This window comes from Chelatococcus sp. HY11 (genome assembly GCF_018398335.1).
Taxonomy (GTDB): Bacteria; Pseudomonadota; Alphaproteobacteria; order Rhizobiales; family Beijerinckiaceae; genus Chelatococcus.
In genome coordinates, this window is record NZ_JAHBRX010000002.1 from 340,231 (window position 1) to 354,526 (window position 14,296).

Sequence of the window (14,296 nt, forward strand, 5' to 3'; positions counted from 1 at the left end):
TGCTTTTCGGGTGGGCGGCTCGATGTCGATCAAGCCTCGGGCACGGGGACGGGACGCGCGATCGGCGCGCGTATGAGCCAGGTGACCGAGACGAAAGCGCCGATCCAGGAGCCGATCGCCGCGAAGACCACATAAACGGCATGTTCGGTGTAGCTGATGACCGCGAAGGCTGACAGCATATACCAGATTGAGCTCCAATTGGCCGCGCGAACGCGATGTCTCGCTCCAACCGCGGCGTTAAAGAAAACATAGGCGGCATCAGTTGCCCCCGTTGCGAGAACGACACCTGCCGCGATAATGGGGTCAATACCAAACATAACTATTATCCTTCTTATTTATTATGTATTGATATCATATGTGTTATTTTATGTGAATATATTCCGATATTTCATCACGCGAGAGTGATCAATACGATTTCTATACCTATTCATCCGATGGTGATTTGGCGGTTTCAGATTTTTCGGACCAACTGCAAGGCGTCTTCCCCACCGGCGTCATCCCGGTCCATACACGTGTGCCGGGGATCCCCATCGGAAGGACGCGATCCACAGGGATCGGGATGGCCAGGACAAAGCCCGGCCATGACGGCCGAGGCTCCGAGTTTCCTCCAGATTGGATAACGCTCCATCCTTGCGCGCCATTCGTTTGTCGTACACAGCTGCTAGCTCCGCTTATTCAAGGGGCTGGACAGCGCGGTGGACATGGGGAACGTGGATAGCGGACGAGTGCGCGATCGGCAGCGATGGGAGCGATCCCTCGAGGTCTTCGCAGCCTTCCTGAAGCTCGGTTGTACGTCCTTCGGAGGCCCCATCGCCCATCTCGGCTATTTCCGCAATGAGTTCGTGGTTCGACGCGGCTGGCTGAGCGAGAAAGACTATGCTGATATCGTCGGCCTCTGCCAGTTTCTGCCAGGCCCGACATCGAGCCAAGTCGGATTTGCACTGGGCCTCCTGCGGGGAGGCAAGCTTGGCGCCTTCCTGGCGTGGATTGGGTTCACCCTGCCGTCGGCGCTGGCGATGATCGCCTTCGCGGCCGGCGCGGACAGGCTCGGCGGCACGGTCGCGACTGGAATTCTCACGGGGCTGAAGATCGTCGCCGTCGCCGTCGTGGCACAAGCCGTATGGGGTATGGCGACGACCTTGTGTCCCGACATGCGCCGCGCGGCCATCGCGCTCGCGGCAGGCGTCATTGCTCTCTTCGCCGCCGGATCATTGGGCCAGATCGTCGCGCTAGTCGCGGGCGCGGTGGCCGGCCTCGCGCTCTGCCGGGACGCTGGTCAATCGTCCGTCGGTGTCATCGCCTTGCCAGTGTCCCGGCGAGCCGGCGGCGCGTCGCTGGTTATTTTCCTGGCTCTCCTTCTCGGCCTGCCACTCGGAGCTTATCTGACGTCCTCCCAAGCGCTCGCCATGTTCGATGCCTTTTACCGGTCGGGGGCGCTGGTCTTCGGCGGCGGGCACGTCGTGCTGCCTCTTCTGGAAGCACGCGTCGTTGAACCCGGCTGGATCAACCCGTCACAATTCATCGCGGGTTATGCCGCGGCCCAAGCCGTGCCAGGACCGTTGTTCACGTTTGCCGCCTATCTCGGCATGTCCCTGGACGTTCCGCCTAATGGCTTACCCGGCGCGCTGCTCGCACTGGTCGCGATTTTCCTGCCTGGCTTCCTGCTGGTCGGTGGGGTGGCGCCTTTCTGGAACAGTTTCCGTACACGTCCCACCGTGCGGGCCGCCTTGCATGGCGTGAATGCCGCCGTCGTTGGCATTCTCGGCGCGGCGCTCGTCAGCCCCATCGGCACGGCCGCGATCACCGGATGGGAAGCACTCGCCCTCACGCTCGTTTACGGGGCGCTGCTAATCCGGTACGCATTGCAGCCTTGGATCATCGTGCTCATCGGGGCCGCGATCGGCGCGGCGATGGCCTTTTACTAAGCTTGGCTTGGCCTAGCCTGCGCCCATCAGACAGCCGAGGTGCCGTTCAGGCTGCCAAGCATGCGGACCTGCTCTGCCCGAATGACCTCAAAACGCAATAGCAGCGTCTCGGCATAGTACGTGGAACAGCCGGCGGCGCGTAACCTTTCGATGAGATGACGCTTGCGCTCGATCGTGACCTCGATGTCACCCAAATGGCAGAGCGCCGTATCGAAAGCCGCCCCTGCCGCGTTTTGTCCACCCATGGCCACAGCATTCTCATTTCTGATACTTTGTCAGCACCCTACACGCAAAGCGACGCCGGCACCATAAACCTCGCCCGGGGACGCCGGCTGACGCGGCGTGACTTATTCCTTCACGCTGCCCGTCACTGGCACGCCGTTGATGCGTTCGAAGAGACGCGCGACTGAGGCATCGTCATCCCTCCCCATGCCGGCAGCGGAGGTCATCAAAAAGAGCTGAAGGGCAGCGCTGGCGATCGGCACCGGAATGCGGTCCTTGCGCGCGATATCGGCCACAATGCCGAGGTCCTTCACGAAAATATCCACCATGCTGCGCGGTGTGTAGTCGTTATCGAGCACATGCGGCATGCGGTTCTCGAACATCCACGAATTGCCAGCCGAATGGGTGATGACTTCGTAGACCCGCCGCAGGTCCAGATTCTGCGCCGCCGCGAACGCCATCGCCTCGCAAGCCGCCGCGATATGCACGCCCGCGAGCAATTGGTTCACGATCTTGAAGGCAGACGCGTCGCCAACCGCCTCGCCGAGCTCATAGACGCGCTCCGCCATGGCATAGAGAACAGCCCGGGCCGTGTTGACCGTCGAACCTGCCCCCGACACGAGGATCGTGAGCTCTCCGGCTGCCGCACGCTGCGCGCCGCCACTGATCGGCGCGTCGAGATAAGCGTGGCCGGCCGCCTCGACATCTCTGGCGAAGGCACGCGCCTCGTCCGGTGACAACGTGGCGCAGGAGAGAAAGACAGCCCCGCGCTCCATGGCACTGAGACACCCGCCGGGACCGGACAGGACTGCCCCTGTCTGGGCGGCATTGACCACGACGCAGACGACCACATCAGCACCCGCGACAGCCTCGGCCGGGCTCGCCGCACCGCGTCCGCCATCCCGGGTGAAGCGCGCAAGCACCTCTGGACTGACGTCGAAACCGGCGACGTCGAACTTCTCGCGCAGCAGGGTCGATGCCATGCCGTAGCCCATCGAGCCAAGCCCGATGACGGCGACCTTCCGCCCCGGTTGACCTTCATTCTGTCCGGACATCACTGCTTGTCTCCTCCCGTTGCCCCCGCATGATAGGATGGTCGGGCGGGCTGTCCAGTTGAAGGCCCCGTGCGCGGTACTCGGCTGCGCGATCCGGCCAATGCAGATCGACGATACATGGATCGATGCGGCACCAGCGGGCATGCCCCGTGTTTCCAACCATCACGATCAGACGAGCAACCACCCAACGGTGGGGATTTTATCGCGACCGCTTGACGAAGCCCGCGAAACTGGTGACATTGGCTCACGGAAAGTCCGCTATTGGTTGCAATTGGTTTGCGGGTTGCCTGCGCTGTGGCGCAATTCGGGAATCGCGAGAGGAGATCGCATTGGCGCGCGTTCGAGATATCCGCTTCATCCCCCTCTCCTGCCCGCTCCCGAAGCCTTATGGCATGGCCAAATCCTTGGCGAGCGCGCGGCAGACGACCCTGGTCGTCGTCGAAACGGACGCGGATGTCAGCGGTATCGGCGAGGCCTGGGGCATGCCGTCCGTCAATCTCGCCTATCTCCCGCTCCTCAAGGACTATCTGGTCGGCACCCATATCGCGGATGTGGAACTTGTCTTCACGCGTATCATCGCGCGCCACTATCACTTCGGTGTGCAGAACCAGTTGATGGGCTCGATCAGTGGTATCGACATGGCCGCCAAGGATGCCCTGGGGCAGGTGGTCGGGCTGCCCGTGTGCCAGCTGATCGGCGGCCGCGGCGGCGAAAGCGTGCCTGTCTACGCGTCTGGCGGCTACATCACCGAGAATCCGGACGCGGATTTTGCGCCGCAGATCGAGGCCATCGCCGCTGCGGGTCACAAGGCGGTGAAGATCAAGATCGGTCTTGGGCCCGATTCCGATGAAGCGCGCGTCAGGACGGCGCGCCACATCCTGGGCGACAAGGTCGACATCATGGTCGACATCAACTCCAACTACATGCTGGATCTGGCCAAGGCGTCGATCGCGCGTCTCGCTCCCTACCGGATCACCTGGGTGGAGGAGCCCCTCACACCGCAGGATATCGATGGGTACGAGATCCTGCAGCGTGCGAGCCCGGTTCCCATCGCTACGGGAGAGGCTCTCTATACGGTCTTCGATTTCAAAAGACTGACCGACAGGCACGCCGTCGACGTGCTGCAGCCAGACCTCTCCCTGTGTGGCGGCTTCTGGCAAGGGCGGCGCATCGCCGACCTCGGCGAGGCCAACCATCTGAGGCTGTCGCCTCACGTGTGGGGCTCCGGCATCGGATTGGCCGCCGGCGTCCACTATGTGGCGTCCCGCTCCCCCTATCCGCACGGGCAAAACGCGCCTTGGCCCACATTGGTCGAATATGATGTCGGCGAGAACCCGCTGCGCGAGAGCATCCTGACGGAGCCCTTGGTCGCGGTCGACGGCCAGATCGCGGTGCCGACCGCTCCGGGTCTTGGGATCAGCCTCGATTGGGACGCCGTCAAGCGGTTCGCGCAGTAACGGCAAAGAATATCAGACCTTTCGCCCCTCCCCCTCCGGCTGGCAGCCGGACGGGACCGCCCCGGCTTACAGAGATGACAGAGACGCGATGACCTCACAGGCGGCAATCTCTCCCATCGCTCCCGGTGCCAGCGTCGTCGTCATCGGCGGCCGCGGCTTCGTCGGCTCACATGTTGTCCGGGCGCTGATCGCCAATGGCTACCAGGCGCATGTCTTTGGTCCGGCAATGGCCGCCGACCTGCTTGCCGACAAGACCGGCCAATTCGGCGAGACCGTCGGCGGCCTGGAGGATCGGGATCTTGTGCGCGCCATGCTCGCCGCGGTGAAGCCGGTCGCGGTCGTTTCCTGCGCGGCCTTCGGCGCGGGCGACCAGGGCCTCATGCGGTCCGGCGAGAGCGACGCCGACATGGCCTTTGCCATTAATATCGATGGTTTCAGGCATCTTATCGCCGCAGCCGTGGAGGCCAACGTCAAGCGCCTCATCTGGACAAGCTCGACGGTCGTCTATGGCCCGGCCAGCGATTATGCCGCCGAACCTGTCGACGAGGACGCGCCCAAGCGTCCACGCACCGTCTACGGCCTCACCAAGCACATCGCCGAGGAGGTCGCTGATTTCGCGGCGCTGCGGCATGATCTGTCGATCACCGGCCTCAGGCTGCCGCTCATTCTCGGTCCCGGCCTCTGGTACAAGGGCGCGGCGGCGGCTCTCGCGGAACTTCTGCAAGCTGGGAGCCGTGGCGGCACGCATCACATCGCCTTCCACGACCGTCCGATCGACCTGATGCATGTCAGCGATGTCGCCACCGCCTGCCTCGCGGTGCTGGCAGCGCATCAGCCGCTCGCGACAGTCTATAACATCAACGGTTTCACCGCCTCGGTGCGGGACATAGCCGCGGCCGTCGAAAAGGCGACGCCGGGCCTTGAGGTCGCGCTCGACGTCACCGAACCGGCGATGCTCTTCCCGCTCATCAGCGATGCCCGCTTCCGCCACGATACGGGTTTCACGCCAGCCTTCGACCTTCCCGGCCTCGCCGCCGACATGGCGAAAGGCGAGGGAGCCGTCGCGGCATCATCATCCAGGGAGGCCCCATGATCGCGCAGAAACTGGAAAGCCTCGGGCTCACACTGCCCGAGCCCGCCAAGCCCGCCTTCAACTATTCAGCCGTCACGCTCCACAACGGCATCGCCTATGTCAGCGGCCAGATGCCGAAGGTCGACGGCGAGGTACGGGTGTTCGGCAAGGTCGGGGCCGAAGTGAGCCTTGAAACCGCGCGTGAAGAGGCGCGCATTTGCATTCTCCAGGGGCTCGCCTGCCTCGCGGAGGCGCTCGGCGATCTCAACCGCGTCGACCGCATCCTGAAGGTCAACGGCTACGTCGCCTCCGCGCCGGGCTTCAATGCCCAGCCGAAGGTTCTCGATGCGGCGTCGGACCTGCTCGTCGCCATCTTCGGCAACGCGGGCCGCCACGCCCGCGCGGCGGTCGGCGTCGCCGAACTGCCCCGCAATGCCGCGGTCGAGATCGAACTCATCGCGAGCTACACGGACTGAGATTTTCCTAACAAGCTGATGTCAAAGCATAATTCAGAGGAGAAAGAAGCAATGATTGTGGGAACGCATCCGTCTCATCTCAGACGGCGCCCGTGGCGAGGGGCGGTGCAAGCTCTCGCGGCGGCGGTCGCGCTGACGATGGCGTCGCTACCGGCACGGGCCGCGACTGCCGATCTCTATGGGCCGAAGGCCGCCGATGCGGTCAAGGGCGGCACCCTGACCTTCGGCTCGCTGGTCGAGCCTCCGGGCCTTGATCCCTACCATCAAGCCGCTGACGGACGCATCCGCTTCACGGTGCTGATGTATCAGGGCCTGTTCTATGAATCAGAGACCGGCGAGGCGATGCCGCTGCTCGCCAGCGCATATGAGGTGTCCCCCGACGGGCTCGTCTACACCATCAAGCTGCGCGAGGGCGTCAAATTCCACACCGGCCAGCCCATGACCGCGAAGGATGTGGCCTATAGCTACAACTACCTTCGCGATCCGAAGAACGGCTCCCCGGGCGCCGGCGACCTGACCCTGATCTCCTCCGTCGACGCGGTCGATGATGGCACCGTCCGCATCACTTTGTCGAAGCCGAACGGCGCCTTGCCGATGACGCTCGGCAACAAATACGGAGGCGTCGTCCCGGCTGGCTACTTCGATGCCGCCGATGCCAAGCAGGCCTTCAACACCAAGAGCGTCGGCACCGGGCCCTACAAGCTCGCCGAGTTCAAGCCCAACAGCCATCTGGCTCTGGTCAAGAACGACGCCTACTGGGAAGAAGGCGCGCCTTATCTCGACCGCATCAACATCCTCTTCATCCCAAACAGCGCGAGCATGATCGTCGCGCTGCGCAACAAGCGCGTTGATCTCGCCCTCCTCACGCGCCCCCAGGACATCCAGCAGGTTGTCAAGGCGCCGGGGCTCGTCATGGAGCGTTGGCCCTCGCTCAATCAGAAGGCGCTTGATCTCGGCTCCGAGCTTTCGCCGCTCGGTGACCCGCGGGTGCGTGAGGCGATCGCCCTGTCGATCGACAAGGACGAGATCATGCGGGCCTCGGTCGGCGGCTACGGCAAGGTCATCGGCACGATGGTGCCCGCCATGCAGGACGCCTGGGGCGCGCCGATCGACCAGCTCGCGAACCAGAAGGTCGATATCGAAAAGGCCAAGAAGCTTCTCGCGGAGGCTGGCCACAGCAACCTCAACCTGACGCTGACCACCATCAACGGCTATGACTGGATGGACCCGGCCGCCGTCACGATGAAGCAGCAGCTCGCCCGCGCCGGCATCAATCTCAACATCCAGCGCGTCGATCTGGGCGTCTGGATCAAGAACTTCCAGTCGAAGCAGATGGGTTTCACCTTCAACGACTGGGCGACCCAGCCTGATCCACATCTCCTGTTCTATCGGCACTTCCACAAGGCTCCGGAAGGCGCGGATTTCCGCAACTGGAACAACGCCGAAGCCAGCGCCCTCCTCGACCAGGGGCTGGGTGAGACGGACCAGGCCAAGCGCAAGGCGATCTACGTGGATTTCCAGAAGATCCTCGCTCAGTCCGTGCCGACCGTCATGCTGTTCAGCGCTGATCACGTCAGCGTGCGCAATGAGAACGTCATGAACTACCAGCAGCACCCGACCGGCTGGTTCTTCGGTCTGGCGCGCGCCTACATCAAGAAGTAACGGCGCGACGCGGTATCGGGGCTCTGGCCTTCGTACCGCGTCCCCGCCGCGGAGATATTTTCAATGGGTGGTTATCTCGCCCGGCGACTGGCGGCGTCGGCCGTCACGGCCTTCGTCGCCTCGATTGCTGTTTTTCTCATCGTCCGGGCGGTCCCGGGCGATGTGGTCGCGCAGATGCTCGGCCAGGTGAGCGATCCTGAGGCCGCTGCATCGTTGAGAGGCTTTCTGGGTCTGGACCAACCCGTCTGGATTCAATATGGGCGGTGGATCAGCGCCGTTCTATCGGGTGATCTCGGCACCAGCTGGACCGGTGGCAGGCCAGTGGGCCCCGCCGTGTTCGAGGCCTTCCTCGTGACGCTCGAAATCGGCCTTCTGACGCTCGCGCTCGCGACGATCGTCGGCGTGCCGCTCGGGATTATTTCCGGCATCTACGAAGGGCGTTGGCCGGATAACCTCATCCAGATCTTCAACCTTCTGGGTCTTGCCGCACCGGTGTTCTGGACGGGCCTCATGCTGCTCGTCGCCGTGTCATCCTTCGCCGGCTGGTCGCCGCCGCTGATCTATGTGTCTCCGACGGAATCACTCTGGGACAACCTGTCCATCCTGATGTTGCCGATCCTGTCGCTCGGGCTCCTCCAGGCGGCCGCCTACAGCCAGTTCGTGCGGCAGAACGTGGTGACGTCGCTCAATCAGGACTATGTGCGCACGGCCCGCGCCAAGGGCGTCACGATCCGCATCCTGTTCTTCAAGCATATCCTCAAGAACATCCTCATACCGCTCATCACCTTCATGGGTCTTGTGCTCGTCCAGATTCTCGGTGGCGTGGTGATCGTGGAGACGCTCTTCTCCATTCCGGGGCTCGGGCGCCTGCTCATCAGCGCCATCGAGACCCGCGACTATCCGATGCTACAGGGCGCGCTGCTGGTGGTCGTCGTGACGGCGATGGCGGTCAACCTGATCATCGATCTGCTCTACAGCGTCATCGATCCACGCGTGCGGTTGTCCTGAGGTCAGCGACATGTCCCATATCTCATCGCCCCTCGCAGCCACGGTAGCTCCCCGCGAAACGAGCGGCCTCGTGAAGTTTCTCCGCCGCCTCAAGCGTGAACCCGGCCTGCTCTGCGGCCTCGCCGTGATGACCCTGCTCCTCGTCATCGTGATCGCGCCGGGGCTCTTCACCGCACAGTCGCCCTATACGATCAACATCGACGACGCCCTGCAGCCGCCGTCGGCCGCGCATCTGTTCGGAACAGATGACACCGGCCGCGATGTCTTTGCCCGCGTCATTTACGGAACGCGAGTGACGCTGCTGATCTGCGCCGGCTCCCTTCTGATCGCGGCGCTGATCGGTGGGCTCGTCGGCGCGCTGTCCGGATTTTTCGGTGGCTGGGTGGACCAGGTTCTCGGACGCGTCGTGGACGTGGTGCTGAGTTTCCCGCCGATCATTCTCGGCGTGATCATCACCGGCGTGCTGGGGCCGGCCACTTCAAACCTGATCCTGGCGCTCAGCATCATCCATATACCGATGTTCTTTCGCATCGCGCGGTCGGGCGCGCTGGGCGAAGCGGGCAAGACTTACGTGGAAGCGGCGCGCTGCGTCGGCCTCAACGAGGTCACGGTGCTCTATCGGCATGTCCTGCGCAATGTCCTGCCGCTCGTGCTGATGCAGTACATGGTGCTGTTTCCGCTCGTCCTGCAGATCCAGGCCGCGCTCGGCTTCCTCGGCCTTGGCGTGCAGCCGCCGACGCCCGACTGGGGCGCGATCCTCCAGCAGGGCAAGGACACGATCCTGCTTGCCCCGTGGATCTCCCTATTCCCCGGCATAGCCGTGCTGATCACCGCCTTCGCGCTGATGCTGACGGGACGGGCACTACAGCGCAGCTCCGATCGCCGCTGATGTCAGGCGCCGGAGACAGAATAGAGCGTGCGCACGAGATAGTCGCGCATGAGCTCCCGCGCCCGCGCCGCGTCCCTGGCGCGCAGGGCCGCGATGATCGCCGCATTGTCGCGGCAGGCGGTCTCGCGGACAAGCGCCAGCGGGCCCGGGTGCCCGCCCGGCCGGCCCCAGCCGGCCGCCCTGCGCGAGGCAATGATCATCTCGAGGACGCGCGCGATGAAGCGATTGAGCGAGGCCCGCGCGATCGCCAGATGCAGGGCGTATTTCGCTTCCTTGTAGGCGATCCAGGTATCGGCCGCCTTCATGTCGGCAAGCGCGGCGTCGAAGGCAGCGAAATCCGCCTCGGTGGCGCGCTCGACGACGAGATCGACCAGCGCCGGCTCGAACAGGAGACGCGCCTCGAACAACTCCGGCAGGGAGAATTCCGGCTCGGCGGGGGCCGCGCTGGCGGGCTTGGCATCGGTGACGAAGGTGCCTCGGCCAACCTCGCGCACGATGAGGCCTTCATCCATCAGTTGCGCCATCGTCTTGCGCACGGTGTTACGGGCGACGCGGTACTCCGTGGAGAGCGCGCGCTCCGTCGGCAATTGCGCCCCGGGGGGAAAGCGCCCCTCGGTGATCGACGACTTGATGCGCGCATAGAGCGCGCGCGACTCCACCTCGGATCGGGCACGGACGCCGACTGTCGGGGGCGACATCTGATCCTGGCTGGAAACGGCGGTATCGAGCAAGCTCTCTTTCCTCTGTCTGATGCGGCAAGAAGGAATTGGGGCAACAAGGAATTGGGCGCCTTTACCATGCCGTCAAATGCCTGCCGCGCGCAAGTGTTGGTCGTCAACTTGGTGTCGAAGGGGTTGTCAATTGGATTGGAATTGGACAATAATTGGTCCTATATTGGTTCATCCAACCTCTTCTCAAATCGATCCCATGCAAGGAGACGCTCATGACGGCGGAAGTCGCTGCGACGGAAGGTGGGGCAGCAAGCCGTTCTGGCGCCGAGATCCTGGTGGATTGCCTGCGCCGACAGGCCGTTGATCGGGTCTTCTGCGTGCCGGGCGAGAGCTATCTTTCGGTCCTCGACGCTCTCCATGATGTCGCCGATGACGTGCAATTGGTCGTCTGTCGCCAGGAAGGCGGCGCGGCCAATATGGCCGATGCCTACGGCAAGCTCACAGGCCGGCCGGGCGTCTGTTTCGTCACGCGCGGACCGGGCGCGACCAATGCCTCGATCGGCGTGCATACGGCCTTTCAGGATTCGACGCCCATGGTGCTGTTCATCGGCCAGGTGGCGCGTGGCTTCAAGGATCGCGAGGGCTTCCAGGAAGTCGATCTGGTCGCCATGTTCAGGCCGCTCGCCAAATGGGCGGCCGAGATCAACGACCCGCGACGCATCCCCGAGTACATTCATCGCGCCTTCCAGACGGCCATGGCCGGCCGCCCGGGACCCGTCGTCCTCGTTCTTCCCGAGGACATGCTGAGCGAGGACGTCGCGGCACCCGTCGAGGCGGGCCTGCGCGCCGACCCCATCGCGGCCGCCCCCCGGCCTGACCAGATGGCGCGTTTCGCGGCGCTGGTCGCGGAGGCGAAACGCCCGCTGATCATTCTCGGCGGCGGCGGCTGGACGATCGAGGCGCGCGACAACCTTCTCGCTTTCGCCGATCGGGCGCAGCTGCCGATTGCGGCCTCCCTGCGCTGCCAGGACTACGTGCCCAACACACACCCGCTGTATGTCGGCCATTTCGGCATCGGCGCCGAGCCGCAACTGGTCAAGCGGCTGGCGGAAGCCGATCTCGTCGTCGCCTTTGGTACGCGATTGGGCGAAATGACCACGGCTGGCTATCGCCTGCTGACCGCGCCACGGACGCGCCAGAAGCTCGTGCATATTCATGCCGACTCAGAGGAGCTCGGCCGTGTCTATCAGGCTGATTTGCCCATCAATGCGGGCCTCGCGCCCTTCGCGGCGGCGCTCACCACGCTTGACGGAAGTGCAGGCGCTACCGACCGGCGGGACTGGGTGCGGAGCCTGAAGGCCGAGCAAGACGCGACCTATAAGCCCATGCCCAATGCGGGCGATCTCGACCTGACGGCGGTGTTCCAGCATCTGCAGGAGGTCCTGCCCAGTGACACCATCGTGTCGAACGGCGCGGGCAACTACACCGGCTGGGTGCATAAATACTGGCGCTTTTCCGCCTTCCGCTCGCAGCTCGCCCCGACCTCAGGCGCCATGGGCTACGGCGTGCCGGCGGCGGTCGCGGCCAAGCTCACCTACCCCGGCCGAACCGTTCTCTCGGTCAATGGCGATGGCTGTTTCCTGATGAACGGCCAGGAGATGGCGACAGCCGTCCAATACGGCGCCGCGATCATCTATCTCGTCGTCAACAACGGCATGTATGGGACCATCCGCATGCATCAGGAGCGCGAATATCCAACCCGCGTTTCCGGTACACACCTGCATAATCCGGATTTCGCTATGCTCGCGCGATCCTATGGTCTCGCGGGCCTCCGGGTGGAGCGAACCGAGGACTTCGCGCAGGCGCTGGACACTGTCCTTGCAAGCCCGACCGGCGGCCTGATCGAACTCATCGTGCCGCAGGAGGCGCTCTCGGTGCGGTCGAGCCTCTCGCGATTGCGTTCGGCGGCGCTCGACAGGCAAGCTGCCCGGAACGCGACGGCACCCAATCCAGGAAGCAACCAGGGGAACTGCTGATGACCGACGCGCCGCGCCTGTGGTCGTCCTTGTCCGCCGACGAGCACGAGTTTCAATACAACCCGCAGAACGCTTTTCCGAATTTCAAGGACTATCAGGCGGGGCGCGCCGCGCCGAACCGCAAGGCGCGCGAGGAGCTGGTCTCGCACCGGGACATCGCCTACGGCGACCATCCCCTGCGCAAGGTCGATGTCTATCCCGCCGCAAGCGCCGCCGGCCCGGCGCCGGTGCATGTGTTCTTTCACGGCGGCTACTGGCGGGCGCAGGATAAGGAGAACTTCGCCTTCATCGCCGGCGCACTGGTGCCGCTCGGCATCACGACGGTCATCGCCAACTACGAACTCTGCCCGGCCTCGACCCTCGATGGGGTCGTCGACTCCGCGCTTGCCGCCGTGGAGTGGACCTGCCGCTCGATCGCGGAGTTCGGCGGCGATCCCAAAGCGATCACCCTCTCCGGCCATTCTGCGGGCGCGCATCTTGGCGCCGAGGTTATCGCGACCGACTGGCGCGCGCGCGGCATCGACCCGACTTTCCTCAAAGGCGCGGTCCTGATCAGCGGCATCTACGATCCGGCGCCCGCAATCCATACGAGCGTGAACGCGGAGCTCAATCTCGATGCGGCGATCGCCGCGCGCCATGATGTCGAGCGACGCGCGCCGGTGATCGACTGCCCGGTGGCCATACTCGCGGGAGGCGTGGAGCCCTGGCACTGGATCGATCAGTCGTTCCGCTATGCCCATCACCTCCACAGGCATGGACGCGACCCGGAAACCCATGTGGTCCCCGGCTACAATCACTTCGATATCATCAATCAGTACCTTGATCCCCAGAGCCCGATCATCCGGGCTTTGGTGGGCCAGACGCTCGCTGGCAAGCGGGGAGCACGATGACCGCAACTTCCGATAGCCTGCCGCGCATCACGCTCTACGAACACGACCTTGATGGCGCCACCCTCGATCTGCCCGACGGCGCCTATCGCTTCGCCTATGTCGAGACGGGCGTTCTCGCCGTCGAGGACACGGGCGGAGCGCGGACATGCACCGCCGACGACGGGCTGTTCCTGGACGGGCAAGCGCGGTTGCGCGGCGAAGGCCGGATCTGGATCTATGAAGTGGATCCGACGGGTACCGCCTTCCGATGGGACAAAAGCATCATCCTCTCCCATCCCCTCACTGTTGCCTTCGATGGTCCCTGGCTCATGCGCGCGGACCGGATCGAATCGCCGTCAGGCGCCGCGACCCCGCGCCACGGCCATCGCGGCCCGGGCATCCGCCGGCTCCTCTACGGGCGGCTCATTGCCGAGGTCGGCGACCATGTCGAGCGGATCGCAGCGGGACAGGCCTGGTTCGAGACCGGCAGCGATCCGGTCATCGGCACCAATATCAACGACGCCAACAGCGCTTTCGTGCGCGTGATGGTGCTGCCGGCGGAGCTCGAAGGCGGCAAGAGCTCGTTCATGCCGACGACGCCCGAGGATGCGCTGAAGCCGCGTGCCGTGACCAGCCGCCTGTTCGGCGAGCGCCTGATTCCAGGCACTTGATCCGATTTGCCTGAGGCCCGCGCTCCCCTTTCGCCTTGTGGGCAGGTGGCCTCCCGGCTCGGCCGCCCTCACGTCGAGTGGCCGGTCATTCCGGGGCGCCGCGTGAGCGGCGAGCCCGGAATCTATCACCCGTAGCGTTGGGAAGTTGACCGATCGTCCAATAGCGCTTTTTGCGGATGGGGCATCGGTTCTGGATTCCGGGCTCAGTCCTTCGGCCTGCCTCGGAATGACGGCGGAGGCCGTGAAAGACGGAGGCCACGCGCGACGGACTTGGCCTCTCCCG

The 14,296-nt window shown here is 64.3% G+C and carries 14 protein-coding genes; 10 read left to right on the plus strand and 4 right to left on the minus strand.

Annotation, left to right across the window (positions count from 1 at the left end; translation table 11 throughout):
• Positions 1 to 29 precede the first annotated feature (29 nt).
• A complete protein-coding gene (locus KIO74_RS22620; protein ID WP_213336941.1) occupies positions 30 to 317 on the minus strand; it encodes a hypothetical protein in 288 nt (95 codons plus the stop codon).
• A gap of 393 nt (positions 318 to 710) precedes the next feature.
• Here KIO74_RS22620 and chrA point away from each other — a divergent pair, with 393 nt between their 5' ends.
• Positions 711 to 1,925: a chromate efflux transporter gene (gene chrA, locus KIO74_RS22625; protein ID WP_349629232.1), complete on the plus strand. Its 1,215-nt coding sequence runs from the start codon at positions 711 to 713 to the stop codon at positions 1,923 to 1,925.
• Between the two features lie 26 nt (positions 1,926 to 1,951).
• Here chrA and KIO74_RS22630 read toward each other — a convergent pair whose 3' ends face one another.
• Positions 1,952 to 2,170, minus strand: coding sequence for a hypothetical protein (locus KIO74_RS22630; RefSeq protein ID WP_213336945.1), 219 nt, complete (start codon positions 2,168 to 2,170; stop codon positions 1,952 to 1,954).
• Positions 2,171 to 2,272: 102 nt separating this feature from the next.
• Positions 2,273 to 3,202: an L-threonate dehydrogenase gene (gene ltnD / locus KIO74_RS22635; RefSeq protein WP_213336947.1), complete on the minus strand. Its 930-nt coding sequence runs from the start codon at positions 3,200 to 3,202 to the stop codon at positions 2,273 to 2,275.
• A 329-nt stretch (positions 3,203 to 3,531) separates the two neighbouring features.
• Between ltnD and KIO74_RS22640 the strand changes: the two genes are divergently transcribed.
• From KIO74_RS22640 to KIO74_RS22665, 6 genes are all read left to right on the plus strand, one after another.
• Positions 3,532 to 4,659: a mandelate racemase/muconate lactonizing enzyme family protein gene (locus KIO74_RS22640; protein WP_249731439.1), complete on the plus strand. Its 1,128-nt coding sequence runs from the start codon at positions 3,532 to 3,534 to the stop codon at positions 4,657 to 4,659.
• An 88-nt stretch (positions 4,660 to 4,747) separates the two neighbouring features.
• Positions 4,748 to 5,752 carry an NAD-dependent epimerase/dehydratase family protein gene (locus tag KIO74_RS22645; protein ID WP_213336950.1) on the plus strand — a complete coding sequence of 335 codons (1,005 nt, stop codon included), beginning with the start codon at positions 4,748 to 4,750 and terminating at the stop codon, positions 5,750 to 5,752.
• The gene (locus KIO74_RS22650; RefSeq protein WP_213336953.1) at positions 5,749 to 6,207 is read left to right on the plus strand and encodes a RidA family protein; all 459 of its coding nucleotides are present in this window, start codon (positions 5,749 to 5,751) and stop codon (positions 6,205 to 6,207) included. The genes KIO74_RS22645 and KIO74_RS22650 overlap by 4 nt, the downstream gene beginning before the upstream one ends.
• Before the next feature lie 105 nt (positions 6,208 to 6,312).
• A complete protein-coding gene (locus tag KIO74_RS22655) occupies positions 6,313 to 7,869 on the plus strand; it encodes an ABC transporter substrate-binding protein (protein ID WP_291978318.1) in 1,557 nt (518 codons plus the stop codon).
• A 63-nt stretch (positions 7,870 to 7,932) separates the two neighbouring features.
• Positions 7,933 to 8,877 carry an ABC transporter permease gene (locus tag KIO74_RS22660; RefSeq protein ID WP_213336954.1) on the plus strand — a complete coding sequence of 315 codons (945 nt, stop codon included), beginning with the start codon at positions 7,933 to 7,935 and terminating at the stop codon, positions 8,875 to 8,877.
• Between the two features lie 70 nt (positions 8,878 to 8,947).
• The gene (locus KIO74_RS22665; protein ID WP_291959222.1) at positions 8,948 to 9,766 is read left to right on the plus strand and encodes an ABC transporter permease; all 819 of its coding nucleotides are present in this window, start codon (positions 8,948 to 8,950) and stop codon (positions 9,764 to 9,766) included.
• A 2-nt stretch (positions 9,767 to 9,768) separates the two neighbouring features.
• Here KIO74_RS22665 and KIO74_RS22670 read toward each other — a convergent pair whose 3' ends face one another.
• Positions 9,769 to 10,497 carry a FadR/GntR family transcriptional regulator gene (locus KIO74_RS22670; protein WP_249731440.1) on the minus strand — a complete coding sequence of 243 codons (729 nt, stop codon included), beginning with the start codon at positions 10,495 to 10,497 and terminating at the stop codon, positions 9,769 to 9,771.
• 212 nt (positions 10,498 to 10,709) lie between these two features.
• Between KIO74_RS22670 and KIO74_RS22675 the strand changes: the two genes are divergently transcribed.
• The 3 genes from KIO74_RS22675 to KIO74_RS22685 are packed head-to-tail and all read left to right on the plus strand — an operon-like array spanning position 10,710 to position 14,013.
• Entirely contained in the window at positions 10,710 to 12,473 is a 1,764-nt protein-coding gene (locus tag KIO74_RS22675; protein ID WP_213336956.1) for a thiamine pyrophosphate-binding protein, read from the plus strand.
• The gene (locus KIO74_RS22680) at positions 12,473 to 13,363 is read left to right on the plus strand and encodes an alpha/beta hydrolase (protein ID WP_213336958.1); all 891 of its coding nucleotides are present in this window, start codon (positions 12,473 to 12,475) and stop codon (positions 13,361 to 13,363) included. Before KIO74_RS22675 ends, KIO74_RS22680 begins: the two co-directional genes overlap by 1 nt.
• Positions 13,360 to 14,013, plus strand: a complete 654-nt coding sequence (locus tag KIO74_RS22685) for a cupin domain-containing protein (RefSeq protein ID WP_213336960.1) — start codon at positions 13,360 to 13,362, stop codon at positions 14,011 to 14,013. The genes KIO74_RS22680 and KIO74_RS22685 overlap by 4 nt, the downstream gene beginning before the upstream one ends.
• The last annotated feature ends 283 nt before the right edge of the window (positions 14,014 to 14,296 follow it).

Bases quoted from the DNA above. Each gene is read 5' to 3' on its own strand.
- KIO74_RS22620 (WP_213336941.1), bottom strand. From the start codon at position 317: ATGTTTGGTATTGACCCCATTATCGCGGCAGGTGTCGTTCTCGCAACG.
- KIO74_RS22630 (WP_213336945.1), bottom strand. From the start codon at position 2,170: ATGGGTGGACAAAACGCGGCAGGGGCGGCTTTCGATACGGCGCTCTGC.
- ltnD (WP_213336947.1), bottom strand. From the start codon at position 3,202: ATGTCCGGACAGAATGAAGGTCAACCGGGGCGGAAGGTCGCCGTCATC.
- KIO74_RS22645 (WP_213336950.1), top strand. From the start codon at position 4,748: ATGACCTCACAGGCGGCAATCTCTCCCATCGCTCCCGGTGCCAGCGTC.
- KIO74_RS22650 (WP_213336953.1), top strand. From the start codon at position 5,749: ATGATCGCGCAGAAACTGGAAAGCCTCGGGCTCACACTGCCCGAGCCC.
- KIO74_RS22660 (WP_213336954.1), top strand. From the start codon at position 7,933: ATGGGTGGTTATCTCGCCCGGCGACTGGCGGCGTCGGCCGTCACGGCC.
- KIO74_RS22675 (WP_213336956.1), top strand. From the start codon at position 10,710: ATGACGGCGGAAGTCGCTGCGACGGAAGGTGGGGCAGCAAGCCGTTCT.
- KIO74_RS22680 (WP_213336958.1), top strand. From the start codon at position 12,473: ATGACCGACGCGCCGCGCCTGTGGTCGTCCTTGTCCGCCGACGAGCAC.
- KIO74_RS22685 (WP_213336960.1), top strand. From the start codon at position 13,360: ATGACCGCAACTTCCGATAGCCTGCCGCGCATCACGCTCTACGAACAC.